At 69.0% G+C, this 25,819-nt stretch carries 23 protein-coding genes and 1 pseudogene; 14 read left to right on the top strand and 10 right to left on the bottom strand.

Annotation, left to right across the window (positions count from 1 at the left end):
- Nucleotides 1-3: 3 nt before the first annotated feature.
- A complete protein-coding gene (locus tag OG266_RS15865; RefSeq protein WP_371546309.1) occupies nt 4-951 on the top strand; it encodes a hypothetical protein in 948 nt (315 codons plus the stop codon).
- A 238-nt stretch (nt 952-1,189) separates the two neighbouring features.
- Here the strand turns inward: OG266_RS15865 and OG266_RS15860 are convergent, their stop codons facing one another.
- Both OG266_RS15860 and OG266_RS15855 read right to left on the bottom strand, forming a co-directional pair.
- Nucleotides 1,190-1,816 carry a hypothetical protein gene (locus OG266_RS15860; RefSeq protein WP_371546308.1) on the bottom strand — a complete coding sequence of 209 codons (627 nt, stop codon included), beginning with the start codon at nt 1,814-1,816 and terminating at the stop codon, nt 1,190-1,192.
- Nucleotides 1,817-2,328: 512 nt separating this feature from the next.
- A complete protein-coding gene (locus tag OG266_RS15855; RefSeq protein ID WP_371546306.1) occupies nt 2,329-3,003 on the bottom strand; it encodes a hypothetical protein in 675 nt (224 codons plus the stop codon).
- A 332-nt stretch (nt 3,004-3,335) separates the two neighbouring features.
- Here OG266_RS15855 and OG266_RS15850 point away from each other — a divergent pair, with 332 nt between their 5' ends.
- Nucleotides 3,336-3,824 carry a hypothetical protein gene (locus tag OG266_RS15850; protein WP_371546304.1) on the top strand — a complete coding sequence of 163 codons (489 nt, stop codon included), beginning with the start codon at nt 3,336-3,338 and terminating at the stop codon, nt 3,822-3,824.
- Nucleotides 3,825-4,122: 298 nt separating this feature from the next.
- On the top strand, nt 4,123-4,755 hold the full coding sequence (locus OG266_RS15845; RefSeq protein ID WP_371552804.1) for a hypothetical protein: 633 nt from the start codon (nt 4,123-4,125) through the stop codon (nt 4,753-4,755).
- A 142-nt stretch (nt 4,756-4,897) separates the two neighbouring features.
- Here OG266_RS15845 and OG266_RS15840 read toward each other — a convergent pair.
- Nucleotides 4,898-5,044 (bottom strand): annotated as a pseudogene (locus tag OG266_RS15840) (DUF4291 family protein); the annotation flags it as partial.
- A gap of 204 nt (nt 5,045-5,248) precedes the next feature.
- On the opposite strand from OG266_RS15840, the gene msrA reads away from it, so the two are divergent.
- Nucleotides 5,249-5,761 carry a peptide-methionine (S)-S-oxide reductase MsrA gene (msrA, locus tag OG266_RS15835; protein WP_371546302.1) on the top strand — a complete coding sequence of 171 codons (513 nt, stop codon included), beginning with the start codon at nt 5,249-5,251 and terminating at the stop codon, nt 5,759-5,761.
- 74 nt (nt 5,762-5,835) lie between these two features.
- Here the strand turns inward: msrA and OG266_RS15830 are convergent, their stop codons facing one another.
- Nucleotides 5,836-6,954 (bottom strand): hypothetical protein, encoded by a 1,119-nt coding sequence (locus tag OG266_RS15830; protein WP_371546300.1) that lies wholly within the window; start codon nt 6,952-6,954, stop codon nt 5,836-5,838.
- Nucleotides 6,955-7,088: 134 nt separating this feature from the next.
- Between OG266_RS15830 and OG266_RS15825 the strand changes: the two genes are divergently transcribed.
- A complete protein-coding gene (locus tag OG266_RS15825; RefSeq protein WP_266455174.1) occupies nt 7,089-8,246 on the top strand; it encodes a cystathionine gamma-synthase in 1,158 nt (385 codons plus the stop codon).
- Between the two features lie 5 nt (nt 8,247-8,251).
- On the opposite strand, the gene OG266_RS15820 is transcribed toward OG266_RS15825, so the two are convergent.
- From OG266_RS15820 to OG266_RS15810, 3 genes are all read right to left on the bottom strand, one after another.
- Nucleotides 8,252-8,500 (bottom strand): hypothetical protein, encoded by a 249-nt coding sequence (locus OG266_RS15820; RefSeq protein ID WP_266455172.1) that lies wholly within the window; start codon nt 8,498-8,500, stop codon nt 8,252-8,254.
- A complete protein-coding gene (locus OG266_RS15815; RefSeq protein ID WP_329545775.1) occupies nt 8,497-8,994 on the bottom strand; it encodes a sigma factor-like helix-turn-helix DNA-binding protein in 498 nt (165 codons plus the stop codon). Before OG266_RS15815 ends, OG266_RS15820 begins: the two co-directional genes overlap by 4 nt.
- Nucleotides 8,995-9,282: 288 nt before the next feature.
- On the bottom strand, nt 9,283-9,789 hold the full coding sequence (locus OG266_RS15810) for a MarR family winged helix-turn-helix transcriptional regulator (protein ID WP_266463803.1): 507 nt from the start codon (nt 9,787-9,789) through the stop codon (nt 9,283-9,285).
- Between the two features lie 164 nt (nt 9,790-9,953).
- On the opposite strand from OG266_RS15810, the gene ilvA reads away from it, so the two are divergent.
- The 3 genes from ilvA to OG266_RS15795 all read left to right on the top strand — a co-directional run bounded on the left by ilvA (nt 9,954) and on the right by OG266_RS15795 (nt 13,290).
- Nucleotides 9,954-11,183 (top strand): threonine ammonia-lyase, encoded by a 1,230-nt coding sequence (ilvA, locus tag OG266_RS15805; protein WP_266455168.1) that lies wholly within the window; start codon nt 9,954-9,956, stop codon nt 11,181-11,183.
- Nucleotides 11,184-11,410: 227 nt separating this feature from the next.
- Nucleotides 11,411-12,436: an ATP-binding cassette domain-containing protein gene (locus OG266_RS15800; RefSeq protein WP_326720965.1), complete on the top strand. Its 1,026-nt coding sequence runs from the start codon at nt 11,411-11,413 to the stop codon at nt 12,434-12,436.
- Nucleotides 12,433-13,290, top strand: a complete 858-nt coding sequence (locus OG266_RS15795; RefSeq protein WP_371546297.1) for an ABC transporter permease — start codon at nt 12,433-12,435, stop codon at nt 13,288-13,290. Before OG266_RS15800 ends, OG266_RS15795 begins: the two co-directional genes overlap by 4 nt.
- Before the next feature lie 114 nt (nt 13,291-13,404).
- On the opposite strand, the gene greA is transcribed toward OG266_RS15795, so the two are convergent.
- Nucleotides 13,405-13,902, bottom strand: coding sequence for a transcription elongation factor GreA (greA, locus tag OG266_RS15790; RefSeq protein ID WP_266455162.1), 498 nt, complete (start codon nt 13,900-13,902; stop codon nt 13,405-13,407).
- Between the two features lie 168 nt (nt 13,903-14,070).
- Nucleotides 14,071-14,469 (bottom strand): DUF4307 domain-containing protein, encoded by a 399-nt coding sequence (locus OG266_RS15785; protein WP_371546295.1) that lies wholly within the window; start codon nt 14,467-14,469, stop codon nt 14,071-14,073.
- 182 nt (nt 14,470-14,651) lie between these two features.
- Here OG266_RS15785 and mca point away from each other — a divergent pair, with 182 nt between their 5' ends.
- The gene (mca, locus tag OG266_RS15780) at nt 14,652-15,512 is read left to right on the top strand and encodes a mycothiol conjugate amidase Mca (protein WP_266463800.1); all 861 of its coding nucleotides are present in this window, start codon (nt 14,652-14,654) and stop codon (nt 15,510-15,512) included.
- Nucleotides 15,505-15,816: a hypothetical protein gene (locus OG266_RS15775; RefSeq protein ID WP_371546293.1), complete on the top strand. Its 312-nt coding sequence runs from the start codon at nt 15,505-15,507 to the stop codon at nt 15,814-15,816. The genes mca and OG266_RS15775 overlap by 8 nt, the downstream gene beginning before the upstream one ends.
- 209 nt (nt 15,817-16,025) lie before the next feature.
- Here OG266_RS15775 and OG266_RS15770 read toward each other — a convergent pair whose 3' ends face one another.
- A complete protein-coding gene (locus OG266_RS15770; RefSeq protein ID WP_371546292.1) occupies nt 16,026-19,229 on the bottom strand; it encodes a tetratricopeptide repeat protein in 3,204 nt (1,067 codons plus the stop codon).
- 133 nt (nt 19,230-19,362) lie between these two features.
- On the opposite strand from OG266_RS15770, the gene OG266_RS15765 reads away from it, so the two are divergent.
- The 4 genes from OG266_RS15765 (at nt 19,363) to OG266_RS15750 (ending at nt 25,793) form a co-directional block, all read left to right on the top strand.
- Nucleotides 19,363-21,402, top strand: a complete 2,040-nt coding sequence (locus OG266_RS15765; RefSeq protein ID WP_371546290.1) for a thioredoxin domain-containing protein — start codon at nt 19,363-19,365, stop codon at nt 21,400-21,402.
- A gap of 201 nt (nt 21,403-21,603) precedes the next feature.
- Nucleotides 21,604-22,857: a glycosyltransferase gene (locus tag OG266_RS15760; protein ID WP_266455148.1), complete on the top strand. Its 1,254-nt coding sequence runs from the start codon at nt 21,604-21,606 to the stop codon at nt 22,855-22,857.
- A gap of 60 nt (nt 22,858-22,917) precedes the next feature.
- On the top strand, nt 22,918-24,585 hold the full coding sequence (locus tag OG266_RS15755; protein ID WP_371546288.1) for an ArnT family glycosyltransferase: 1,668 nt from the start codon (nt 22,918-22,920) through the stop codon (nt 24,583-24,585).
- Complete coding sequence (locus OG266_RS15750) at nt 24,582-25,793, top strand: glycosyltransferase family 2 protein (protein ID WP_266455143.1); 1,212 nt, start codon at nt 24,582-24,584, stop codon at nt 25,791-25,793. The genes OG266_RS15755 and OG266_RS15750 overlap by 4 nt, the downstream gene beginning before the upstream one ends.
- Nucleotides 25,794-25,819: the final 26 nt, after the last annotated feature.

The raw sequence follows: 25,819 nt of genomic DNA, 5'->3' as shown, positions 1-25,819 counted from the left end.
TTGGTGACCCACGTCAAGCCGTGCTCACAACCCTTTCCCCGCCTCATTCTCGCCGAGAGCTCGGCCCTTCGGATGTTCATTCCTGGCCATGGAACAGGCGGCATATTGCGATCGCTCAGTGGCCCGGTTCTGCGCTTCACGGAGGAAAAGAGGCTGTTTCTGATGGATCTGGGGCTCCCCCTGCACCCCTTCGGAGCGGGCGCGCCCCTGGGCTGCTTCAGAGACTGCATCCTGCACGTCTATAGCGACACGACACGGGCCGAGTCCGTTGCTGACCGGCCGATAATCGCGCGTCTGTCCAGACTGCCGTTGTTAGGGTCTGGCGTTGTGGGTACGGACATTTACGGTGGCATCGAGTTTCGTCATCCCGGCGTCGACAGCGACTATTACGACGGCGAGCCGTGGGCGACCGCCATGGATCTTTGGCCCCTGTATGACGAGACCGACTACGCGGCCTTCGGCTGTCTCTTTGGAGTGCGCAACTACGCGGGCTTTCAACCGCTCGCGCCGGACCGTGGCCTTCCCGTTGATCTGTCGAGTGGGATGCGCTCGCAGTTGGGGACCTTGGTCGCAGCGGGCGATCTGGACAGCGCGAGCTGGGTCAGCTGGGCGGAGCTTGCTTCGCTGGATTTCGCGACCACGTCCGATCCCTTCACCGGCCGAGTGACCTGGCACACGAAATCGCTGCCATCGGTACAGCATCGACAGTTCGTGTCCGATCCATGGCCGTCTGAAGCCCTGGCCGTGGTAGGCGTACCGCCCGCGGGCGTGCACAGTGCGACGGGACGCGTGGAATGGACCACCGGCGAGGTGATGTGCGCATACGAACCGGTGACCGTTGGCACTGTCCTGGGTCCTGAAACGCACTGGCCACATGTCTTCGCCGTGATGAAGGCTCTGGCCGGCCGCTTCGGTGATGACGGCGTTCGCCTGGTCGTGGCGTTCGACTGACGTCGCAGGGCGTGCCCCTCTCAGCGCAAGGACGCTGTCAGTCCCGCTCACGGCCCTACCCGTACCCGGCAAGCCTTCCCAACCACGCCATCAGCAGCATGGATTAGGTCTGCGAACGTGGCTTGGAGACCCATGTCAAGCCGTGTTGGCAGACCTTTCCCTCATGTCTTGCTCGCAGAGAGCGTGAGTCTGCGCGTGTCCATTCCCGGCCATGAGGCAAGTAGCGCGCGCCGGTCGCTCAGCGCACCTGTGCTTTACGGAGAGCTTCGGCTTGAGACTTCAGCATGTCGTGGTCCAGCTTCGGCATGAAGGCGCGCTTCTTCGATGCCGAGAGCTGGCTACCAACGCTGATGTCCGACACGGCGGTAACGGTCGCTTTTCCTGTGCGGACAGTTGTGATCAAGGAAAACGTGTCCGATTTGAACCCGTTCAGGGTGGCAGTCCAGTGCATCCGGAAACTCATCGAGGCCTCTCCCAGCGTGACCTGGCTCGCCACTCGATCGATGTCCGCCGTCGCACGATCGCCGTACCGGCTCAGGAAGGACAGCGACGGGCAAGCATCCAGAGCCTTGTCGAGGGAAGCAAGATACGCATCCGCACTGTCGGAGTCATAGCTGGCGAAGGTGAGGGTCTCGGTCGGCGGGGTGAATTCGGAAGGGGATATTGAGACCCAGGCCCTGGCAACCGAAGTGGCGGAAGCACCGGCGCGAGCATCCCAGAGCGGTCGGCACGCCTCTGGCCTCACATCGGGATCGGACGTGCTGCCGTCGGTGCTCGACTTGGGTGTACCGGTGACGCTGTAACCCGGCAAGTTGCCGTCTCGTGGTAGCGCTGCCATCAACTCGGCGGCGCTCAGCGGTTGCACAGCCGCAGACGGTGACCTCGAAGAATCGGAGGACGCACCGGACCGGGCATCCGCTTTGTCTGTGGCTGAAGAACAACCACCTACAAGAGCAAACACAGCACCGGCGGAGGCCACGGTCAGGGAGAAACGGCCTCGGTTGAACGACATACGGACCCCCGTCACAAGACATCGAATGCCACGCAGTGTATGCGCTGATCAGGCTGCGTCTGGTTGCCGCGAACGTCAGGGGCGGAACACTGTCGATCCGGCTTGGACGGACCTTCGTCGATCACGTCAAAGTGCCGCAACACACCGCGGCGTGCGCCAAGTTATGCATGCTCGGCGCGCTCACCTCTGTTGCTACACCTCTCTTGAAAGGATCTGTGAACGCCGCCTGATGACTCATGTCAAGCCGTGCTCAAAGACCTTTGCATCGACGCTGGTTACTCGCTGATCCGGAGTTGGCCGATGCAGCGGTGGACTGGATCCGGTTCGACGGTTGGCACGGTACGGCCCCGCTGGCGTCGTTGCTGTCAGGTCTCGGCACTGCCGAAGTGGCCGGTGCTGGTGTTCGTCCCACGGGTCCACAGGGTGAGGTCACTGCTCGTCGCCACGGCGATCGTTCGGCCGGAGGGGGAGAAGCCGGCTGCGCGGAATGTGGAGTAGTTCGAGTGGAAGATGTGCCACCACTCCTCTCCGTGCGGGCCCGCGTGGGGGAGCCCGCCGTCGACTGACAGCAGGACCCGATCGTTCGGCCAGGCCGGGGTGACGACTTCCAGGGTCCAGCCGTCCTCGGTGGTGGTGTGCAGCCCGCCGCCGAAGAGCCCGGCGATGCGTACGCGGCTTCCGGTGGTCGGCCCCAGCCCGGGGCAGGACAAGTCGGCGACTGCGTCGGGGGTGCTGTCCTCGGGAGCCGGGTCGCGGTCCCTTGCGATCTTCTCGCCGGTGACGGCGTCGAAGAGACCGTGCCCGTCGTGCGAGACGACCATCACCAGATCGTGGCCGGTATCGGGGTCCGTCGCGAAGCCGATCCCGAGCAGTCCGCCGACAGGGACGCCGTACTCGTACTCGAAGACGGGCCGCCAGGGTTCGGGCGCGGGCACCACAGGGGCCGCGAGAAGCCGGTTGCGCATCGCCCGCTGGTAGGCGGAGAGTTCCGGCTCATGCTCGGACTGCCCGACCGGAGGCGTCTCCTTCGTCCACTTCATCACGGGACCATGATCCACGCCCCAGCAGGCCGATCCCGAAGGTGACCCGGTCCACCGCGCAGGCGCAGCTCGCATCCACCGTGATCGGGGTGGGCGCCTGCCTTGCTTGGCGGGCTGTACGTTCTAACCGGCGGACGGCTACTACCAGCAGTATCTTGACCGCAACATCAACGGCCACGGTGAACCGGCGTTTCCTGTCCCATCGGTGTGGCTCCAACCAAGGGGTGAGTTTCGCCGTCGACCCTGCTCTCCTGGCGGCTTTGTGGAGGGAACGGCATCCGTCGGGCCCTCCCGTCGCTCACACGTTCCGCACCAGGTACGCGGATCGCTGGGTGCGCTTCCACAGCCTCCCCGGCTCGAAGCGCTACCCCGAGTCCGAGGACGAGTACGCGATCGTGCTGGACCGGTACAACACGATCCTGGACGAGTTGTTCGCGGCCAAGGATGTGTTCGTGGTGACCATGGACTGGTCGGACACACCGACCGGGCCCGCGGGCTACCCGACGCCACGACCGATGCTGCACCCCGACGGCATCCGCTGGTGGACCGAGTCGGACCAGGACGACCCCGACCCGGAGTTCCACACCCACACACGGCTGTACGCCGATCGGCGCCGGTGGAACCGCGGCTGCATCGACGGGCTGTTGCGAGCCGTCGCGGACGAGGCGCTCGGCGAAGTCTTCATCGCCGACGTGGAACTGCGACGCATCCACCACCCCTACGACGGTGGCGCAGACGTCATCCTTGCCACGCCGGCAGAACGTGACGGTGTGCGTGACCGACACACGGACTGGCTCTCCAGCCACCCAGCCGGCCTCTGAGAGCCGCCCGGGCCCCCTTTCCCCGGTCGACCGCGCTGGAGTCTGTGAACGCTGCTTCATGACTCAGGTCAAGCCGTGTTCACAGACCTTTCTGTGGCAAGTGTTCGAGAAGGTGGCTCCTGCTCCCGGGGCGTGAGTCCTCGTGGTCTTCCACTAGCAGCATGGGAAGCACGGAGATCATTCCGGGGCTCAGCGTCAGCATGGGCAGGACCGGTGACCCGCGCTTGTGCGAGCGGGCTCGGCGTAACCGGGAAGCGCGACGGGCGGAGGATGCGGAACACTGCGCCAGGTGATCGTGATGCAGCCCGTCTTGGAGATGACGACTACTGACAGCTTCGACCTCTGGCCTGTCGCTGAGTTCGAGTCGTTCGGTTTCCTGCCGCTCAGCGGCGAGCTGTCACCTGCTGAGGTCGGGACAGCGGTGATGCGCATTGCCGGTTGCAATGACGTCGACCCTGACGGTGATCGTCCGCCTCGGCCGGTCGCCGCACTCCACTCGTTCCTTCATGGACTGCTGACCTTCGACTGTCTGTTCGTGGCCGGCGGTCTGCGGGTCACCGACAACTCCACGGGCGTCACCTTCCTGCCCGGTTGCTGCGATGGGCTGGAGGACTGGCGCGACTGGCAGCGGCTCGTCGACGACGGCGGCCTGCTCGGGTTCGGCCACGACCCTGTGTCACCGATTGCGGAGCGCTTCGGCAGCATCGTCCGGCTCACCGTGAATGCTGAGCAGAGCGACAGCCCGGTGATTGAGCTGCCCACCACTGAGCTCCGTCTCCTGCTTACCGGAGCCGAGCGCGACCTGGTCGACTTTCTCGCGCTGGCAGCCGATTGGGCCTCCAAGCAGTTGCCGGACCACTGCTCTGCCGTCACAGCCGCCCTCGCCCGCGCTCTGGACCTTCCTACGCTGGCCGTACCGCCGGAGCGGTAGCACGGGGCGCGGGATCGTCATCGTGTGCGGCGCGGCGCCATGCACCTGCCTGACACTTCGGCATGTACGCCGACACTTGATCGAAGGAAGGGCGTGCACGAACCCGTCGAGCGACGGATACGGTCTGCCAACGCTGCTTGATGATCCACGTCATCCGGTCCCGCTTCCACATGGCGGGAAAACGGCCCTCGCGCACCGCTGGCAGGCCAATGGCCGGGGAATACGCCTGGTAGACCGTGATCGTGGATGCCGTGTGGAGTGCTCGGATCGTGCGTTGCGGTTGTTCCATGGCGTACAGCGTGGTGCCCGTCGGGTGGGGGCAGCCATCGGTTTTCGACTGGCTTCGTGACGGGGGTGTCGGCCGCGGGGTCGGGTTGGGCGTGCACGGAATCGCCAGGAACCCTCGTGCGTTGTGGGGAGTGGGTATGAGATGCCGGTGGTGGGCGAGCCGGGCAGCCCGAGTGACCTAGCTGACAGGAATTGGAGGGCCGCAATGGCTGCGCAGACGCAGAGGGCCGTGCTGGCGGGTGGATGTTTCTGGGGGATGCAGGACCTGATCCGCCGGCTTCCGGGAGTTACGGCGACCCGGGTCGGATACACCGGGGGTGACGTGCCGAACGCGACCTACCGGAACCACGGCACGCACGCGGAGGCCATCGAGATCCTTTTCGACCCCGAGAAGACCGACTTCCGCGCGATCCTGGAGTTCTTCTTCCAGATCCACGACCCGAGCACCAAGAACCGTCAGGGCAACGACATCGGCCTCAGCTACCGCTCGGCGATCTACTACGTGGACGACGAGCAGAAGCGGACCGCCGAGGACACGATCGCGGACGTGGACGCCTCCGGACTGTGGCCGGACAAGGTCGTCACCGAGGTCGAGCCGGTCGGCCCCTTCTGGGAGGCCGAGCCCGAGCACCAGGACTACCTGGAGCGTTACCCGGAGGGCTACACCTGCCACTTCCCGCGCGCTGGATGGCGGCTGCCCGCCCGCGCGCAGGGCTGACCCCGTACGCAATACCGCGCCCCGCCGTGGCCGTCATGGCCGGCACCGCTGAAGCCGTGCCGGCACGTGCGGCCTCAGCGCGGGAGTGTCGCCGGGGTGCCCCCGTTCGCCTCGTACCCCGCCACCGCCAGCGCCCGGTACACCGCGTAGTTCGCCGCCGGGTCGGAAGTGAGGGTCCAGGGCAGCGCGCCGACATGGCCGTCGACGTGCACCAGCTGGTTCATGGCCTCCGCCCAGCGCTCGCTGCGGACCAGGAAGAAGACCAGCAGGTGGCGGACGTGGGCGAGCATCGGGTCGTCGGGGCGGGCCGCGTGCACCGCGAAGAGGGCGCCGTGGACGGCCTTCGTCACGACCTCGCTCTGGTAGAAGCTGCGGACCAGGTTCACCTCGGGGAGGTGCTCGAAGACCGCGAAGAGCGGCATGGCGGCAAGGAGTGAGCCCTGCGGGGCCCGCGCTGCCGCCGCCTCCGCGAACGAGTACGACACCTCCCGCGAGCCGTGCCACTTCTCGCACCAGTAGTGCAGCGCCGCGAGATGCGCACCCATGTGGGCCGGAGCGCGGTCCAGGATCTTCAGCCAGAGCTTCTCGAACTCCGCCTGGGGGTAGGCGAGTCCGCGGGCCACCGAGAGCTCGATGATGTACGGGATCGGGTCACCGGGGGACAGCAGCGCCGCCTCGCCGCACGCCGACTTCGCCTCCTCCATGATGATCCGGAACTCGTCCGTGCCCGGCGTCGACGTGCGCCACGCCTGCTGCACCAGGAACTCCGCGTGCACCGCCGCGCCGCCCGCGTCCTTGGGCTTCTCTGCCCGCCACACCCGCAGCCACTGTCCGCCGGGCATCTCGCTGACCCCGCCGGGGCGCTGCTGCAGCTCCAGCGACGCGGCGCCCGCGAAGGCCTGCACCCGCTGCCAGCGCCGCTCGCCCGCTGTTTCCGTGCCCGCGAGGAGCTGCGACGCGGAGCGGTAGTCCTGTGTGCGCTGGACCAGGTCCAGCACGTCCGTCAGGTCCCGGTCGGGGCCGGGCATGCGGATGTCCAGCTCCTCCTGAAGCAGGAATCCGTAGTTCGCCGGGTCCGCGGCGTCCGGGTCGCCCGGCGAGACCAGCTGTATACCGGCACGCCTGCGCCTGAAAACCGGCAGCAGGACCAGGCTGAACAAGGCCAGCGCCATCAGGACCCAGAGAATCTCCATGCCTCAAGCGAACCAGACGGGTCGGACAATTGGCGAACCCGATCGCCTCCACCGGCACCTGCCCCCCGGTGAACGGGTCGCCTCCACGACCGCGCGACCGCATCAGCCCCGCGAGCGCACTACGCTCGGTACCCATGAGCGACAGGCACATCAGTCAGCACTTCGAGACCCTCGCGATCCACGCGGGCAACACCGCCGATCCCCTCACCGGCGCGGTCGTCCCGCCGATCTACCAGGTCTCGACCTACAAGCAGGACGGCGTCGGCGGGCTCCGCGGCGGCTACGAGTACAGCCGTAGCGCCAATCCCACCAGGACCGCCCTGGAAGAGAACCTCGCCGCCCTGGAGGGCGGTCGTCGCGGCCTCGCGTTCGCGTCCGGACTGGCGGCCGAGGACTGCCTGTTGCGCACGCTGCTCAGCCCCGGCGACCACGTGGTCATCCCGAACGACGCGTACGGCGGCACGTTCCGCCTGTTCGCGAAGGTCGTCTCCCGGTGGGGGGTGGAATGGTCGGTCGCCGACACCAGCGACCCCGCCTCCGTACGGGCAGCCGTCACCCCCAAGACCAAGGTCATCTGGGTGGAGACCCCCTCCAACCCCCTCCTCGGCATCACCGACATCGCCGTCGTCGCCCAGATCGCGCGCGACGCGGGCGCCAGGCTGGTCGTCGACAACACCTTCGCGACCCCCTACCTCCAGCAGCCGCTCGCGCTCGGCGCGGACGTCGTCGTGCACTCGCTGACCAAGTACATGGGCGGTCACTCGGACGTCGTCGGCGGCGCGCTGATCGTCGGTGACCAGGCACTGGGCGAGGAACTGGCGTACCACCAGAACGCGATGGGCGCCGTCGCCGGGCCCTTCGACTCCTGGCTGGTGCTGCGCGGCACCAAGACGCTCCCGGTGCGCATGGACCGGCACAGCGAGAACGCCACCAAGGTCGCCGAGATGCTCACCCGGCACGCGCGCGTGACGCGCGTTCTGTACCCGGGTCTCCCGGAGCACCCCGGTCACGAGATCGCCGCCAAGCAGATGAAGGCGTTCGGCGGCATGATCTCCTTCCAGGTCGACGGCGGCGAGGAGGCGGCCGTCGAGGTCTGCAACCGCGCCAAGGTGTTCACGCTCGGCGAGTCCCTGGGCGGCGTGGAATCCCTGATCGAGCACCCCGGGCGCATGACGCACGCGTCCGTGGCCGGCTCCGCCCTCGAAGTGCCCGCCGATCTCGTACGCCTCTCCGTAGGCATCGAGAACGTCGACGACCTGCTTCAGGACCTCCAGCAGGCGCTCGGCCAGTAACCGGTTCACCAGCCCGTCAGTGGTGGGGTCGTCTCCGACGGCGGCTCCACCCAGGGCTGCGCTGTGATCGCCCAGACGGCGAAGGCGACGGCCGCGGCGAACAGCAGCAGCCACATCAGGCGCCGGGCCACCGTCCTGCGGCGCAGGATGCGGCTGCCACGGCGTACGACGTCCGCGTGCAGGTCGGGCGGCACGGGGGGCGGCGTCCGCTCCAGCATCCGCCGTACGGCCGCCTCGCGCTCACGCACACTCATGACGGCACCACCTTCGCCAGGGCCGGTGCCGGTCCGCGCGGCGGGTGCAGCAGGGTCGCCATCGCGCGGGCGCAGATCGCCCGTACCCGTTCCGTGGGGAGCCCGAGCAGGGCAGCAGTCTGTTCCTCGGCGACCCCCTCGTACAGCCTGAGGACCAGGATCAGCCGCTCCTGGGGCGCCAGGCGCGCCAGGACACTGTCCGACGACGGGCGGGCCCGGCCGAGGCCTCCGTGCTGGTGCCAGGCGCCGCGTGCGAAGCGGACGGCCAGGTGCTGGCGGGCGTGGTCGTACGGATCCTCGCCGCGCAGCCTGTCCCAGGAGGCGTACGTCTGGGCGAGGGCCAGCGTCAGCAGGCGCCGCGCGCGTGGGTTGGCGTCCCGGGGCTCCGCCGTGAGCAGTGTGGCGGCATGCAGCAGTCGCCCTGCCGCGCCCGCGACGAACGCCTCGAACTCCCGGGCCCGGCGGGCGTTTTGGGACACCTGCCGTTCGCGCAACCGTGCCTCCCGCCTGAGGCCGACCCTGAAAGAAACGGGGCCCCGGCCGCGTACGACAGGCCGCACCGCGTACGACAAGGACCCGATCTCATATGAGGCCAGACGCGGCCTCCCGGTCAAGGGCCGGGCACACATGCACGCGCGCGGGGAGGGAAAAGCGAACCCCGCGCACGCGCGCGTGGAGGGAAAACGGAACCTCGCGCACGCGCGCGCGTGCTTGCAGGCATGGAGGGGCAGGACCTCGCGCGCGTGGAGGACCTGGGCGCCGGATCCGGCGCCCGGTGCGGCTCAGGAAGCCGGCTGCGACTCGCCCACCGGCGGGCCCTGGGCGGCCTGACGGGCCGAGAGCGCGCTGTTGAAGCGCGTCAGGAGCGTGCAGAACGCCTCGCGCTCCTCCGGCTCCCAGTCCTCCGTCAGCTCGGCCATCAACTGGCGCCTGGAGGAGCGCACTTCGTCGAGGCGGGACTGCCCGCGCGGCGACAGCTGGAGCACCACCGCGCGTCCGTCCTCGGGGTGCGAGGTGCGCTTGACGAGCCCGGTGTCGACCAGCGGTGCCACCTGCCGAGTGACCGTCGAGGAGTCGATACCCATGCTTGCGGCGAGCGCCTTGACGCCCATCGGGCCTTCCTTGTCGAGGCGGTTGAGCAGGAGGTAGGCGGCGCGGTCCATGGAGTTGCGCACCTGCCCCACCCCGCCGAGCCGGGTCTGTTCGGCACGGCGCGCGAAGACCGCGACCTCGTGCTGCAGGGTGTCGAGAAGACCGGTGTCACCGACGGTCGTCATGTCCATCGACATCTCTGGTGTTGTGGGCATGGCCGGGGGCTCAATTCATGCGTGGGGAGCTGGGTTGGGGGACAGGGTACGCGGCCGGGGCGCGGGCCGTACCGACGCTGCGTAAACCAGTCTCGGAGCGTGGTCACACCGGGAGGAGAGCCGTGTGAACTGCGAGACTGGTGGTCATGAGCTACAGCACGGCTGACTCCTTGCCCAGCGTGACTCTCGACGACGTACGCGGCGCGCAGAAGATGCTCACGGGTGTGGCGCGGATGACCGCGATGGAGGGCAGCAGGTACCTGTCCCAGCTGGTGGGCGCGCCGGTGCACCTCAAGTGCGAGAACCTCCAGCGCACGGGTTCGTTCAAGCTGCGCGGCGCGTACGTGCGGATCGCGGGGCTGCTTCCCGAGGAGCGCGCCGCGGGTGTCGTCGCCGCGAGCGCCGGCAACCACGCGCAGGGCGTCGCGCTGGCCTCCTCGCTGCTCGGGGTGCGTTCCACTGTCTTCATGCCCACCGGCGCGCCGCTGCCGAAGGTCGCGGCCACGCGCGAGTACGGCGCCGAAGTGAGGCTGCACGGACAGGTGGTGGACGAGACGCTGGCCGCCGCCCAGGAGTACGCGGAGCGGACGGGGGCGGTGTTCATCCACCCCTTCGACCACCCCGACGTCATCGCGGGGCAGGGCACGGTCGGCCTGGAGATCCTGGAGCAGTGCCCGGAGGTGCGCACGATCGTCGTCGGGATCGGCGGCGGAGGCCTCGCCGCGGGCATCGCGATCGCGGTGAAGGCGCTGCGTCCCGATGTGCGGATCGTCGGTGTGCAGGCGGCGGGCTCGGCGGCGTACCCGCCCTCACTTGCGGCCGGGCGCCCGTTGTCGATCGAGAACCCGGCGACGATGGCCGACGGCATCAAGGTCGGGCGGCCGGGCGATGTGCCGTTCCGGATCATCGGGGACCTGGTGGACGAGGTCGTCACGGTGTCCGAGAACCATCTGTCCAGTGCGCTGCTGCTCTGCCTGGAGCGGGCCAAGCTGGTCGTCGAGCCGGCGGGTGCGAGCCCCGTCGCGGCGCTGCTGGCCGAGCCGGGCGCCTTCGAGGGCCCGGTCGTCGCGCTGCTGTCGGGCGGCAATGTGGACCCGCTGCTGATACAGCGCATCCTGCGCCACGGCATGGCGGCGAGCGGCCGCTACCTTGCGGTCACGCTGCGTCTGACGGACCGCCCAGGCGCCCTGGCCACACTTCTCGGGGTGTTGTCAGTGGCCGACGCTAACGTCCTCGATGTGAGCCACGTACGGACCGATCCACGGCTCGGGCTCACGGAGGTGGAGGTCGAGCTGCACCTGGAGACGAAGGGGCCCGAGCACTGCGCCGAGGTGAACCAGGCGCTGCGCGAGGCGGGTTACACGGTCATCGACTGAGGTCCGCTGAGCTCGCCCGAGGTCGTCTTCGCAGGTCAGGGGCGTTGTCAGTGCGAGGTGGAAAAATCTGTTGAGTGACGCGATACATCGCGTTACGGTGTGTCCCTCGCCACATATCCCACCACAAGTCTGTCCGGGCGGTCGAACGCTTTTAAACGCCGGGCGGGACAAAACAGCGAAAACTAAGCTCCTTCCTAGGAATTCCCCAACCACTTGGGAGACCCCACATGCCAGGCGCCATCTATGCCGAAGGCCTGGTGAAGACCTTCGGTGACGTAAGGGCTCTGGACGGCGTCGATCTCGATGTCCCAGAGGGAACCGTGCTGGGCCTGCTCGGGCCGAACGGCGCGGGCAAGACGACGGCGGTCCGCTGTCTGACCACCCTGCTGCGGCCCGACAGCGGCAAGGCGATCGTCGCGGGCGTCGACGTCCTCAAGAACCCCGACGCGGTGCGCCGCCGGGTCGGTCTGTCCGGGCAGTTCGCCGCGGTCGACGAGTATCTGACCGGCCGCGAGAACCTCCAGATGGTCGGCCAGCTCTACCAGATGAAGGCGAAGGCCGCGAAGGTCCGGGCGGAGGAGCTGCTCGAGCAGTTCAACCTCACGGACGCCGCCGAGCGCACCGCCAAGACCTACTCGGGCGGTATGCGCCGCCGGCTCGACCTGGCGGCAGCGCTCGTCGTCTCGCCGCCGGTGATGTTCATGGACGAGCCGACGACCGGCCTGGACCCGCGCAACCGCCAGCAGCTGTGGGAGGTCATCAAGCAGCTCGTCTCCGGCGGTACGACCCTGCTGCTCACCACCCAGTACCTGGAAGAGGCCGACCACCTCGCGCACGACATCTGCGTGGTCGACCACGGCCGCGTCATCGCCCGCGGCACCGCCGACCAGCTCAAGGCGCAGACCGGCGGCGAGCGCGTCGAGGTCGTCGTGCACGAGCGCGAGCACATAGAGACGGCTTCCGAGGTGCTGCGAGGTTTCGGCAAGGGCGAGACCACCGTCGAGGAGCACACCCGCAAGCTCACGGTGCCCGTCACCGGCGGCGCCAAGCTCCTCGCCGAGGTCATCCGCGAGCTGGACACCCGCGGCATCGAGATCGACGACATCGGCCTGCGCAGGCCCACCCTGGACGACGTCTTCATCACCCTCACCGGCCACGCGGCCGAGGAGAAGGAAGAGGGCAACGGAGTGGCAGCCGACAAGGACGGCAAGGACAGCAAGGGCCGTAAGCGCAAGAAGGAGGACGCGAAGTGAGTGCCGTCACCGACGCCGTGCAGGTCGCGGCGCCCACCAACCCCGTCGGCCAGTCCATCCGAGACTCGCTGGTCATCGCCAAACGCAACCTGATCAGAATGTCCCGGATCCCGGAGATGGTGATCTTCGGACTGATCCAGCCGATCATGTTCGTGGTGCTGTTCAGCTATGTCTTCGGCGGTTCCATGCAGATCGGCGGCAGCACCAGCTCCACCGACTACCGCAACTTCCTGATGGCCGGCATCTTCGCGCAGACCGTCACCTTCGCCACCGCGGGCGCCGGAGCGGGCATCGCCGACGACATGCACAAGGGCCTCATCGACCGATTCCGCTCGCTGCCCATGGCGCGCGGCGCGGTGCTGACCGGGCGTACGCTCGCCGACCTCGTCCAGACCGCGCTGACCCTGCTGGTCCTCGCCCTGGTCGCCCTGCTGGTCGGCTGGCGGGTCGGGTCGGACGGCGACACCAACGCCGGCAAGGTCCTCGGAGCCTTCGGGCTGCTGCTCCTGTCCGGGTACGCGTTCACCTGGATCGGCGCGCTCATCGGCCTCTCCGTGCGCACCCCGGAGGCGGCCACCTCCGGCGGACTGATCTGGCTGTTCCCGGTCACGTTCATCTCGAACGCCTTCGTGGACTCCAGCAACATGACGCCCTGGCTGCGTCACATCGCGGACTGGAACCCCTTCAGCGCCACGGTGCAGGCATCCCGCGAGCTCTTCGCCAATCCGGGTGTCTCACAGTCGGACGCCTGGCCCATGCAGCACGCGGTCTGGGCCTCGCTGATCTACTCGGTGCTGATCGTCCTGATATTCAGGACGCTGGCGGTGCGCAAGTACCGGTCCGCCACCGCATGACCGGGGCATGACGATGCCCCCGGCGCGCGGCCGGGGGCATCGTCGCAGTACGTGGTCCTGGGCGAAGGCGGGTCCTGGACGTACCTGGTCCCGGACTCCGGGCGGGGCCTGGGATCAGGCCTGGTACGGCACGGCCTTGAGGATCTTCACCGAGGCGAGCTTCCCGTTCGGCAGCTCGTACTGGGCGTCCTCACCGACCTTCTTGCCGCTCACGCCGGAGCCCAGCGGGGACTGCGGCGAGTACGTCTCGATGTCGGCGCTCGCGTACTCCCGCGAGGCCAGCAGGAAGTCCAGGGTGTCGTCCTCGTCGCCGTCGAAGGCGATGGTGACGACCATGCCGGGCGCGACCGCACCGTCCGCCGCGGGAGCCTCGCCGACCTTGGCGTTCTCCAGGAGCTGGGTCAGCTGGCGCACACGGAGCTCCTGCTTGCCCTGCTCCTCCTTGGCCGCGTGGTACCCGCCGTTCTCGCGCAGGTCGCCCTCCTCGCGCGCCGCCGCGATCTTGGTCGCGATCTCCGTGCGCGCGGGACCAGACAAATACTCCAGCTCGGCCTTGAGCTGGTTGTACGCCTCCTGGGTCAGCCAGGTGACGTTCTCGCTGGTCTGGGTCACAGGTGCTCCTCGTAGGTACTGGGAATACAAAGCATCGCCCTACCCAGAAGAATGTTCCTTCACGGGTGGGCGAAACCACGAGCCTAACAATTCCGCGGCTGAAGGGGGAGGACATAAGACATCAGAATTACGTCAACGCAGGTCAGCACGTAAGTGCTGGGGGTGACGTCAGTCGTTGTGGCAGCCGAGCAGCTCTGCGGTGGTGCCCTTGGCGGTCGTGCGCAGTGTGAGGACCTGGTCGATGCGCGAGGAGTCCTGGTCGAAGCGGAAGTCCGCGCGGCCCACCTCGGCGCCTTCCGCGTCCTGTGAGCGCAGTGTGCAGTAGCCCTTGGCGTCGGCGTCCTTGCGTACTTCCAGGTGCACCTTGACCTCGGTGTCCGAGGCGCTGAAGGTGATCACCTCGGCGCTGATCTTCGTCCCGGCGATGTGGTCGTACCCGTACCAGCCGATCAGGACGAGCAGGATCACGCCCAGTGCACCGCCGACGACCTTGAGTTTCCGGTCGGCGCGCTCGTCCGCTGAGCGGCCGTACCGGCCCTCGGGCAGCTGCGTGCTCGCCGTACTCATGGTCGTCCTCTCGGCAGGAGCCCCGGCTCGGACCCGGGGAGGGCCAGGGGCCGGGCCCCGGAATTATTCGCCCTTCGGTTCCGTCACTATAGAAGCCGCCCTTCAAGCTGATTCACGCCGGGCGCGACTTCCCGACTGGCCGACTTACTGAGGATTGAGTCTTGACTGACCAGCTGCGACTGATGGCCGTGCACGCCCACCCCGACGACGAGTCGAGCAAGGGCGCGGCCACCATGGCGAAGTACGTGTCCGAGGGGGTGGACGTGCTTGTCGTGACCTGCACGGGCGGGGAGCGCGGCTCCATCCTCAACCCGAAGCTTCAGGGCGACAAGTACATCGAGGAGCACATCCACGAGGTACGCAAGAAGGAGATGGACGAGGCTCGCGAGATCCTCGGCATCAAGCAGGAGTGGCTGGGCTTCGTCGACTCGGGGCTGCCCGAGGGCGACCCGCTGCCGCCGCTCCCCGAGGGCTGCTTCGCGCTCGAGGACGTCGACAAGGCGGCCGGCGAGCTGGTGAAGCAGATCCGCACCTTCCGCCCGCAGGTGATCACCACCTACGACGAGAACGGCGGTTACCCGCACCCCGACCACATCATGACCCACAAGATCTCGATGGTGGCTTTCGAGGGCGCGACGGACACCGAGAAGTACCCCGAGTCGGAGTTCGGCACGGCGTTCCAGCCGCAGAAGCTCTACTACAACCAGGGCTTCAACCGCCCGCGCACCGAGGCGCTGCACAACGCGCTCCTCGATCGCGGCATGGAGTCGCCGTACGGGGACTGGCTGAAGCGCTGGTCGGAGTTCGAGCGCACCGAGCGCACGCTGACCACGCACATTCCGTGCGCCGAGTTCTTCGAGATCCGCGACAAGGCGCTCATCGCGCACGCCACGCAGATCGACCCCGACGGCGGCTGGTTCAAGGTCCCGCTGGAGCTCCAGAAGGAGGTCTGGCCGACCGAGGAGTACGAGCTCGCCAAGTCCCTCGTCGATACCTCCCTCCCCGAGGACGACCTCTTTGCGGGCATCCGCGACAATGCCTGACATGAGCGCAAGCCTGGCACTGACGCACCTCGTCCCCCTCGCCAAGGAGGTCGACGAGAACAAGGTCACCCCCGGCGTCCTCGGCTTCATCGTCTTCGCGGCGATGGCCCTGGCGGTGTGGGCACTGATGAAGTCCATGAACCGGCACATGGGGAAGGTCAAGGACAACTTCGAGCAGGAAGCGGAGGCGGCGGCCTCCGCGGCCGCCGCCGGCGAGAAGAGCGGTTCCGGGACGGCGCCCGCCTCCGGTGCCACCGGTGGGAAGGCCTCGCCCGCCAAGGCCTCGCCGGCGAAAGCCGAGTAGGGCCGGCCCGCGAAGGTCGAGCAGGGCTGACCCGCGAAGGCCGAGGCGGGTCGACCCGCGGCACGGCGCCCGCAGCACACCGGGAACCGGGACCGGAGGACCGGCAGGCGACCCGTCCCCGGCCGCGGCCGGTCGCCGTGGCGCTGGGACGTTCACCCTGCGTCGCGCCGACCGTCACCCCGGCACCGCTCCGACCGTCGCGCCGACTGTCACCCCTGCACCGCCCCGACCGTCACCCCCATCACATCCCGGGCATGCCGCTTGGGCACCATCTGCAGCCGCCACGCCTGCCACCCGGTCTCCAGGCTGACCCCCCGCTCCAGCAGCAGCTGATACGAATCGATGTAGTCGTCCAGCTTGCTGTCCCGTGACGGATGCCCGGTGCGGGACAGCTGGCTCAGCTCCTCCTGGGCCACGGCGGTGCCGATCTCGGAGCCGCCCGGGGCGGCATAGGGGAGCAGGGTGCAGCGCAGGAAGCGGGCCCAGTCCTCGCCGCGGCGGTCGCCGTACGAGGTGAAGAGGGCGATCGCCTCGTCGCACAGCTTCAGGGCCTGCTGGGTACGGGCGTTGCCCCCGTCGACCACGGCCAGCTCCAGGCACGTCCACGCCTCCCCGTGGGCGACGCCGATGCGCTGGAAGTCGGCGCGGGCGTCGACGAGGAGCTGGCGGGCGAAGCCGGAGTTCCGCAACGAGCCGGTCTGGCCCGCCCGTTGGTCGCGGGTGACGCGGGCCGAGTGGTGGCGGGCGCAGGCCAGCCCGTACACGTCGCGCATCCGGGAGAACATCGTGCGGGAACGTTCCAGCTCACGGACCGCCTGGTCCAGGTTGCCGGTCTCCTCCAGGGCCTGGCCCAGGTAGTACACCGTCCATGCCTCGCCGCGCGCGTCCTCGTTGTCGCGGTGCCGGGAGGCCGCCTGGCGCAGGCCGTCGACCGCGGGGGACGGGTCGCCGGCGACGAGACGGGCGCGGGCCAGCTCGGTCAGGGCCCACGCCTCGCCCCGCGGGTCACGCGTGCGGCCGTACAGGTCGAGGGCCTCGCGCAGCTCGCGCTCCGCACGCGGTACGTCGCCCATGCGCAGGCCCAGTTGGCCGAGGTGGAAGTGGGCCCACGCCTCACCGTGCACCGACTCGCTCTCGCGGTGCAGGACCAGGGACCGGGTGAGCAGGTCCAGAGCGATGGCGAGGCGGGAGCGGTCGCGCTCCACGCCGGCCAGCGCGTGCATCGTCCAGGCGCGGTCTCCGGCCAGCTCGGGCGAGGACTGGAGGTCGATGGCCTCCTGGAGCTTCGCCGCGGCCTCGGTGAGATTGCCCTGGTGGTGGAGGGTGATGCCGAGGGAGCAGAGCGCCAGGGCCGCGCCCGCGTCGTGGTGGGCCTCGAAGTAGAGGTCGACGACCGAGGAGAGTGTCGTGCGGGCCTTGTCCAGTTCGCCGAGCTGGCGGGCCGCGATGCCCGTACGCCACTGGACCGAGCGGACCAGGAGGCCCTGGTCGACCGCCTGCGTCAACTCGCTGATCTCGCCCAGGCGGTAGAGGTCGCCGCGCAGCAGGCAGTAGTCGCAGAGGGCGCCGAGGAGGTGGAGTACCGCGGCCTGGTCGACGCCTTCCGCGTGCCGCAGGGCCGCCGTGATGAAGCTCGACTCGTCGTCCAGCCAGCGCAGGGCAGCGTCGAGCGAGGTGAAGCCGTGCGGCCCGAACTGATCGGCCCGCGTGGACGTCTTGCCGTCGACCAGGCGGATCACCGAGTCCGCCAGCTCCGCGTAGTTCACGATCAGGCGTTCCTGCGCCGCCGTACGCTCGGCCGGTTCCTCCTCGTCCAGGAGGCGGGCCTGCGCGAAGGTGCGTACGAGATCGTGCAGGCGGTAGCGGCTGCCGCGGACATGGTCGACGAGGCCTGCACGCGAGAGCGCGGTCAGGTGGCGGGTGGCCTCCGCCTCGTCCGTGGCGAGGAGGGACGCGGCCGCCACCGCGCCCAGGGAGGCGCGGCCCGCGAGGGCCAGGCGGCGCAGAAGCCGGCGTGCCGTGTCCGTCTGGTCCGTGTAGCGCAGCCACAGGACCCGTTCGACCGGTTCGACGGGTCCGTACGCCGCCAGGTCGGAGGCCAGTTGGCGCGGGGTCCGGGGGCCGAGCGAGGAACCCGCGATGCGCAGGGCCAGCGGCAGACCGCCGCACAACTCCCTTACGAGGTCGGAGGATTCGGCGTCGTACGGGCCCGACTTGTCCTGCGCAGCGGCGTTCAGCAGCTCCTCGGCGCCCGCTGCCTCCAGTGCCTCGACCGGGAGCTGGTGCACCCAGGCGGCGAGGTCGGCGGGCAGGTCGAGGGGTTTGCGGGCGGTGACCAGGACCAGGCTGTCCGAGCGCTCGGGGACCAGGATGCGCACCTGCTCGGCGTCGTTCGCGTCGTCAAGGACGATCGTCACCGGCAGGCCCGTCAGATGCTGGTGGTACAGCTCGCTCAGCCGCCTGACCTGCTGATCCTGCGAGGAACGTTCCCGGAAGAGCAGTTGTTCGCGCGGCGCGCCGAGACGATTCAGCAGATGGAGCAGCGCGTCACGGGTCGTCAGCGGCGGCTCCTCGGCGCTGTCGCCGCGAAGGTCCACCACGCACGCGCCCCGGAACTGGTCCTTCAGGGCGTGCGCCGCCCGGATCGCGAGCGTGCTGCGGCCGGAGCCCGGCGCGCCGTACAGCACCACCACCGTCGGCTTGGTCTCCGTGCTCGCGCGGGCCGCGTGCACCCACTGCGCGACCCGGGACAGCTCGGTGCGCCTGCCCGTGAACGGGCCGTCCAGATCGGGAAGTTGGCCGAAAGACTGCTCCAGGACACTGCGCCGCCTCGCCGCGGCGCTCTTGTCGGTGCGGCGCAGCTGGGGCGCACCCTGCTTGGCGACCGTGGCGGCGCTGAGTACGCGCTGCTGATCGAGGAAGGGCCGGATACCGCGTACCTCCAGGGCCGTCAGCCACTGCAGCCGCAGCTGCTCGGCGCCCCCCGGCTGCCCGAGCGCCCCGGCCCGGCGGCTCGCGGCCGGCAGATGCGAGGCGGTCACCTTGACCACCGTGGCAGCCGCGCCCACCACCGCCACCGTCGCCCCCGCACCGAGCGCCGTCCCCGCGCCCGTGCCGAGCGCCAGGTCCGCGACGACGGCCGCGATCGCGGCAACGGCCGCCACCATCAAGGGAGTTCCGCCGCCCTCCTGGGCGTACCGCTGCCCGAACGACAGCTGCCCTGCCTCCGCCTCGTCGAGTGCCTGCGTATACGCCCCGTACTCCTCGGCGGCCGTCTCGCCCATCGCCTCCAGTGAACCCCGAGCCCGCGAAAGCAGCACGCCCCTGTCGGTACGTCCGCCCGACCGCCGTACCTCTTCCTCCACGGCCCGGGCCAACAGCCGCTCGGCATCCGCCCGGTGGCTGTCCCGCATGTCACGTCCCCCTCCGGCGGCAACATCTGTCGCCGTCAAGTGTCCTGCGTGCGGGGCATCCGCGCGAGGGTGCGCGCGGATCATCACGGTGCCTTCGCAGCGATGGGGGGTGCGGTGCGCGAGTATGGGAGCCATGCCGAACCGACTGGCCCATGAGACGTCCCCCTACCTCCTCCAGCATGCCGACAACCCCGTCGACTGGTGGCCCTGGTCGGCCGAGGCCTTCGACGAGGCACGCAAGCGGAACGTGCCGGTGCTGCTGAGCGTCGGCTACAGCAGCTGTCACTGGTGCCATGTCATGGCTCACGAGTCCTTCGAGGACGAGGCGACAGCCGCGTATCTGAACGAGCACTTCGTGAGCGTCAAGGTGGACCGGGAGGAGCGGCCGGACGTCGACGCCGTCTACATGGAGGCCGTGCAGGCCGCCACCGGCCAGGGCGGCTGGCCCATGACCGTCTTCCTCACCCCCGACGCCGAGCCCTTCTACTTCGGGACCTACTTCCCGCCCGCCCCCCGCCACGGCATGCCCGGTTTCCGGCAGGTGCTGGAGGGCGTGCGCAGCGCCTGGACCGAGCGGCGCGACGAGGTGGCCGAGGTCGCGGAGAAGATCGTGCGGGACCTCGCCGGGCGGGAGCTGAGCTACGGGAACGCCTCGGTTCCGGGGGAGGAGGAGCTCGCCGGGGCGCTGCTCGGGCTCACCCGTGAGTACGACGCCCAGCACGGCGGGTTCGGCGGTGCACCCAAGTTCCCGTCGTCCATGGTGATCGAGTTCCTGCTGCGGCATCACGCGCGGACCGGTTCCGAGGGCGCGCTCCAGATGGCCGCCGACACGGGGGAGCGGATGGCGCGGGGCGGGATCTACGACCAGCTCGGTGGTGGGTTCGCGCGGTACTCCGTCGACCGCGAGTGGGTGGTGCCGCACTTCGAGAAGATGCTGTACGACAACGCCCTGCTGTGCCGTGTGTACGCGCACCTCTGGCGCTCCACCGGCTCCGAGCTCGCCCGCCGCGTCGCCCTGGAGACCGCCGACTTCATGGTGCGTGAACTGCGCACGAACGAAGGGGGGTTCGCCTCCGCGCTCGACGCCGACAGCGACGACGGGAACGGCAAGCACGTCGAGGGGGCGTACTACGTGTGGACGCCCGGGCAGCTCAGGGAAGTCCTCGGTGAGGATGCCGAACTTGCCGCCCACTACTTCGGGGTGACCGAGGAGGGCACCTTCGAGGAGGGGGCTTCGGTCCTCCAACTTCCGCAGCACGAGGGCGTGTTCGACGCGGAGAAGATCGCCTCCATTCGGCAGCGCCTGCTCGCCGCCCGCGCGGAGCGCCCGGCCCCCGGCCGCGACGACAAGATCGTGGCCGCCTGGAACGGGCTCGCGGTCGCCGCCCTCGCGGAGACCGGCGCCTACTTCGAGCGCCCCGACCTCGTGGAGGCCGCGATCGGCGCCGCCGACCTCCTCGTACGGCTGCACATGGACGACCGGGCGCGGCTGTCCCGTACCAGCAAGGACGGTCAAGTCGGGGCGAACGCAGGAGTGTTGGAGGATTACGCGGATGTCGCCGAGGGGTTCCTCGCGCTGGCGGGAGTCACCGGTGAAGGGGTGTGGCTGGAGTTCGCCGGGTTCCTTCTCGACCATGTGATCGTGCAGTTCACGGACTCCGAGTCGGGTGCCCTGTACGACACGGCGGCCGATGCCGAGCGGCTCATCCGCCGTCCGCAGGATCCGACCGACAATGCGACGCCCTCGGGGTGGAGCGCGGCGGCCGGCGCGCTGCTCTCGTATGCGGCGCAGACCGGGGCGGAGCCCCATCGGACCGCCGCGGAACGGGCGTTGGGTGTCGTGAAGGCGCTCGGGCCGCGCGCGCCCCGCTTCATCGGCTGGGGTCTGGCCGTGGCCGAGGCGCTGCTCGACGGGCCGCGTGAGATCGCCGTCGTGGGCCCGATGGAGGACCCCGCCACCCGGGAACTGCACCGTGCGGCGCTCCTGGGCACCGCACCGGGCGCCGTCGTCGCGGTCGGCGCTGCGGACAGTGACGAACTTCCGCTGCTCGTCGACCGTCCGCTGGTCGGCGGTGAGCCCTCCGCTTACGTTTGCCGTAACTTCACATGTGACACGCCGACCTCCGATGTCCAGCGTCTGCGCGAGGCCGTGGGTGGCGGAAACGTCGCCTGACAAGGGATTACAGCGACCGTAAACCTCCGACGTAGCGGGATACGTCCGGGTACTCGCCGATACTCGACCGAGGATTCCGAAACATTCTATTTATCTGATGAGCTTTCTGGCTTCACAGTTCCCCCATAGTCTCTGCACGGTGACGCGGCAGGAGTGACTCACTGTCGCGACAGGGGGCTTTAGGGGATCTGGGGGGATCTGTTGCTCACGTCTGTCTTTATTGCTGCCGTTTCGCTGGCCTTGTTCTGGATGGCAGCCTTCACTTTGTGGTGGCAGATGCACGCCTGGCGTACGCCCGAGGTGCTCGCTTCCACCCGTTTCAGCAGTCCGGACGGCGGCGACGGGCTGTCGTTCTCGCTGCTGCTGCCCGCTCGGCACGAGCAGGCGGTACTCGACCACACCATCCAGCGGCTGCTGGAGTCGAGCCACGACGACTTCGAGATCATCGTCATCGTCGGGCACGACGACCCGGAGACCACCGAGGTGGCCCGCAGCGCCGAGGCGCGCGACCCGCGCGTCCGGGTCGTCGTCGACCACCACGAGAAGAAGAACAAGCCGAAGGCCATGAACACGGCGCTGCCGCACTGCCGCGGTGACGTCGTCGGAGTCTTCGACGCCGAGGACCAGGTCCATCCGGAACTGCTCGCCCACGTCGACCACGCGTTCCGTACGACGGGTGCGGACGTCGTCCAGGGCGGCGTGCAACTCATCAACTTCAACTCCAGCTGGTACAGCCTGCGCAACTGCCTGGAGTACTTCTTCTGGTTCCGGTCCAGGCTCCATCTGCACGCGCAGAAGGGCTTCATCCCGCTCGGCGGCAACACCGTCTTCGTACGCACCGACGTGCTCCGGGAAGCGGACGGCTGGGATCCCAACTGCCTCGCCGAGGACTGCGACTTGGGAGTACGGCTGTCCAGCGTCGGCAAGAAGGTCGTCGTCGCGTACGACTCCGACATGGTGACCCGGGAGGAGACCCCCGGCAGCCTGATGTCGCTGATGAAGCAGCGAACTCGCTGGAACCAGGGCTTCCTTCAGGTCTACCGGAAGAAGGACTGGAAGCAACTCCCGGGATTCGGGCAGCGGTTGCTAGCCCGCTACACCCTCATGACGCCGTACCTCCAGGCCGTCTCCGGCGTGGTCATCCCGCTCAACGTGGCCATCGCGCTCTTCCTGGACGTACCCGTCGGCATCGCGTTCATCACGTTCCTCCCGGCCGTGACCGCACTGGTCACCTTCGTCTTCGAGGTCGTCGGACTGCACGACTTCGGCAAGCAGTACGGGCTTCGCGTCCGGCTGGTCCACTACCTGAAGCTGATCGTCGGTGGCCCCTTCTACCAGGTGCTGCTGGCCGGCGCCGCCGTTCGCGCAGTGTGGCGCGAGCAACGGGGGCGCAATGACTGGGAGTTGACCAGTCATGTCGGCGCGCACCTCACCGAAGTCGAAGCGGCCCGCTAGCCGGCGGGATCGCGAGTTCGCCAGTCCGGTAGCCCGAGAGTCCCGAGAGGACATTTCCGCGTGACCTCCACCCTTCCCGCGGTGGCCACCTCCACGGTCCCCGCGCAACGGCCTTCCGCGCCCAAAAACGTCCCCGATCCCCGTCCGCCGTCGCGTTTTCGCCGCCCGAGCTCCGATCTGCTGCTGTGCGCCGCGCTCCTCGTGGCGATCATGCTCGTGCAGGGCTGGAACATCGCCGACTACCCGACCCTCAGCGACGACGAGGGCACCTACCTCGCCCAGGCCTGGGCCGTGCAGGAGGGCAACGGGCTCGCCCACTACACGTACTGGTACGACCACCCGCCACTCGGCTGGATACAGATAGCCGCGCTCACCTGGATCCCCGCCCAGTTCAGCCCGGGTCTGATGACGGTCGGCTCGATGCGCTTCGCGATGCTCCTGATCAGCGCCATCAGCGCGGTCCTCGTCTACGTCCTCGCGCGCCGCCTCTCGCTGCCGCAGTGGGCGGCCGGACTCGCGATGGTGCTCTTCGGACTGTCGCCGCTGTCGGTGGTGCTCCAGCGGGAGATCTTCCTGGACAACATCGCGGTGATGTGGACGCTGCTGGCGTTCTGCCTCGCCGCATCCCCGAGCCGCCATCTCTGGCACCACTTCGGGGCGGGCATCGCGGCCGCGGCGGGCGTGCTCACCAAGGAGACGATGCTCGTCATCCTGCCCGCGCTCCTTGTCACCATGTGGCGGCACGGCCACCGCGACACCCGGAAGTTCGCGCTCACCGGGGCCATCACCGCGTGCGTGCTGATCGGCATGGCGTACCCGCTCTTCGCCCTGCTCAAGGGCGAGTTGTTCCCGGGCTCCGGCCATGTGTCGCTCTGGGACGGCATCACGTACCAGATGAGCCGCCCCGGTTCGGGCTTCATCCTCGACTCGGGCACCGGCTCGTACGGCGTGCTGCAGTCCTGGCTGTACTACGACCGCGTGCTGCCCCTCGGCGGCCTCGCGGGTGCGCTGCTGCTCCTGCTCACCTGGCGCTGGTCGGTCACCGCGCGCGCCCTCGCCGGACCCGCGCTCACCGTGGCGATCCTCGCCCTGGTGGCGATGCGCCCGAGCGGCTACCTGCCCGCGATGTACGTCATCCAGGCCCTGCCGTTCCTCGCACTGGTCCTCGCCGGCGGCACCGCGAGCGTCGCCCACGCGGTGCTGCGCAGATGGCGCAGCGCCGAGGAGAAGCCGTACGTCCTGTGGGGACGGCGGGTGACGGCGGCCTTGCTCGTGGCGGGCGCCGCCTTCTACGTCGTACCGCGCTGGTACGACGGTGACCGCACCGCCGTCACCGTCGACGCCAACGCCCCCTACCGGGCGGCCTCTTCGTGGCTCAGGACCGAGGTCGAGAACCCGGCGGAGACCCGTGTCCTCGTCGACGACGCACTCTGGCTCGACCTCGTGCACGCCGGCTACGAACCAGGGCTCGGCGTCATCTGGTTCTACAAGGCGGACCTCGACCCCGCGGTGACCGAGACGATGCCGCGCGGCTGGCGCGACCTCGACTACGTGGTCGCCTCCCCGACGGTACGGCGCGACGCGGTCGACCTGCCCAACGTCAAGGCCGCGATGGAGCATTCGACGCCCGTTGCCACCTTCGGCAAGGGCGAGGACCGGATCGAGATCCGGCAGATCGACGACAGCGACGACATCACGACCACCGCGAGCGACGGAGGCAGTCGATGACCAGCTTCGAGAGCACCGTCCCCGACGAGCTGGGCGACCCGGCCGTACGAGCCGTGGAGGTTCCCGAACCCGGCGCCGTCACCATCGTCGTGCCGACCTTCAACGAGGCGGCGAACATCGGGGAGTTGCTGTACCAGATCACCGAGTCGGTGCCCGCGCGGCTGCCCTGTGAGGTCCTCTTCGTGGACGACTCCACGGACGACACCCCCGAGGTGATCCGCGAGGCCGCGCAGGACTGCCCGTTCCCCGTCACCGTGCTGCACCGCGCCGAACGCGTGGGCGGGCTCGGCGGCGCGGTCGTCGAGGGCCTGAAGGCCGCGACCTCCGACTGGATCGTCGTCATGGACGGAGATCTGCAGCATCCGCCGTCCCTGGTACCGGAGTTGGTCGCCACCGGTGAGCGCTCCTCCGCCGGACTCGTCGTCGCCTCGCGCTACATCAAGGGCGGCAGCCGCGAAGGGCTCGCGGGCGGCTACCGCGTCGCCGTCTCGCGCGGCGCGACCTGGCTGACCAAGACGCTCTTCCCGCGCAAGCTGCGCGGCATCAGCGACCCGATGAGCGGCTTCTTCGCGATCCGCCGCAGCGCGGTCACCGCCGAGATCCTCCAGCCGCTCGGCTACAAGATCCTCCTCGAACTCGCGGTGCGCAGCCGCCCCCGCGAGGTCACCGAGGTCCCGTTCGTGTTCCAGGACCGGTTCGCGGGCGAGTCCAAGTCGACGGCGCAGGAGGGCTTCCGGTTCCTGCGCCATCTGGTCGGACTGCGCACCGCCTCACCCGTCGCGCGCATGGTGGTCTTCGGCCTGATCGGCGCCACCGGCTTCGTACCGAACCTGCTGGGCCTGTACGCCCTCACCGCCGCCGGAATGCACTACCTGCCGGCGGAGATCGTCGCCAACCAGCTCGGGGTCGCCTGGAACTTCCTGCTCATCGAGCATCTCCTCTTCCGCGAGCGACGGAAGCACCGCCACTGGGGGGACCGCGTCGGCCGGTTCGCCCTGATCGCCAACGCCGATCTGGTGCTGCGCATCCCGCTGATCGCCCTGTTCGTGGGCCACTTCGGGATGGGCGCACTCTCCGCCACCGCACTGGCCCTGGTGACGACCTTCGTCCTGCGCTTCGTAGGGACCGAAGCGCTGGTCTATCTGCCGCGCCGCAGCAATGAGCCCGCGGGCGGGAGCCGTAGCCGCACAGCAAGGAGAGCCGCGTGACACTTCGCGTACGACCACGACTGAGA

The organism is Streptomyces sp. NBC_00554, assembly GCF_041431135.1.
Classification (GTDB): domain Bacteria; phylum Actinomycetota; class Actinomycetes; order Streptomycetales; family Streptomycetaceae; genus Streptomyces.
Note: the sequence above shows the minus strand (reverse complement) of the source record. Positions and strands in the feature narration are given on the sequence as shown.

Excerpts from the sequence above, each read along its gene's own strand:
- OG266_RS15785 (WP_371546295.1), bottom strand. The coding sequence starts at position 14,469 with ATGAGTACGGCGAGCACGCAGCTGCCCGAGGGCCGGTACGGCCGCTCA.
- OG266_RS15820 (WP_266455172.1), bottom strand. The coding sequence starts at position 8,500 with ATGAGTGTGCGTGAGCGCGAGGCGGCCGTACGGCGGATGCTGGAGCGG.
- OG266_RS15775 (WP_371546293.1), top strand. The coding sequence starts at position 15,505 with ATGCCTGACATGAGCGCAAGCCTGGCACTGACGCACCTCGTCCCCCTC.
- OG266_RS15830 (WP_371546300.1), bottom strand. The coding sequence starts at position 6,954 with ATGGAGATTCTCTGGGTCCTGATGGCGCTGGCCTTGTTCAGCCTGGTC.
- OG266_RS15810 (WP_266463803.1), bottom strand. The coding sequence starts at position 9,789 with ATGTCGATGGACATGACGACCGTCGGTGACACCGGTCTTCTCGACACC.
- msrA (WP_371546302.1), top strand. The coding sequence starts at position 5,249 with ATGGCTGCGCAGACGCAGAGGGCCGTGCTGGCGGGTGGATGTTTCTGG.
- ilvA (WP_266455168.1), top strand. The coding sequence starts at position 9,954 with ATGAGCTACAGCACGGCTGACTCCTTGCCCAGCGTGACTCTCGACGAC.
- OG266_RS15765 (WP_371546290.1), top strand. The coding sequence starts at position 19,363 with ATGCCGAACCGACTGGCCCATGAGACGTCCCCCTACCTCCTCCAGCAT.
- OG266_RS15825 (WP_266455174.1), top strand. The coding sequence starts at position 7,089 with ATGAGCGACAGGCACATCAGTCAGCACTTCGAGACCCTCGCGATCCAC.
- OG266_RS15750 (WP_266455143.1), top strand. The coding sequence starts at position 24,582 with ATGACCAGCTTCGAGAGCACCGTCCCCGACGAGCTGGGCGACCCGGCC.
- OG266_RS15770 (WP_371546292.1), bottom strand. The coding sequence starts at position 19,229 with ATGCGGGACAGCCACCGGGCGGATGCCGAGCGGCTGTTGGCCCGGGCC.
- mca (WP_266463800.1), top strand. The coding sequence starts at position 14,652 with ATGGCCGTGCACGCCCACCCCGACGACGAGTCGAGCAAGGGCGCGGCC.
- OG266_RS15800 (WP_326720965.1), top strand. The coding sequence starts at position 11,411 with ATGCCAGGCGCCATCTATGCCGAAGGCCTGGTGAAGACCTTCGGTGAC.
- OG266_RS15855 (WP_371546306.1), bottom strand. The coding sequence starts at position 3,003 with ATGAAGTGGACGAAGGAGACGCCTCCGGTCGGGCAGTCCGAGCATGAG.
- OG266_RS15845 (WP_371552804.1), top strand. The coding sequence starts at position 4,123 with ATGCAGCCCGTCTTGGAGATGACGACTACTGACAGCTTCGACCTCTGG.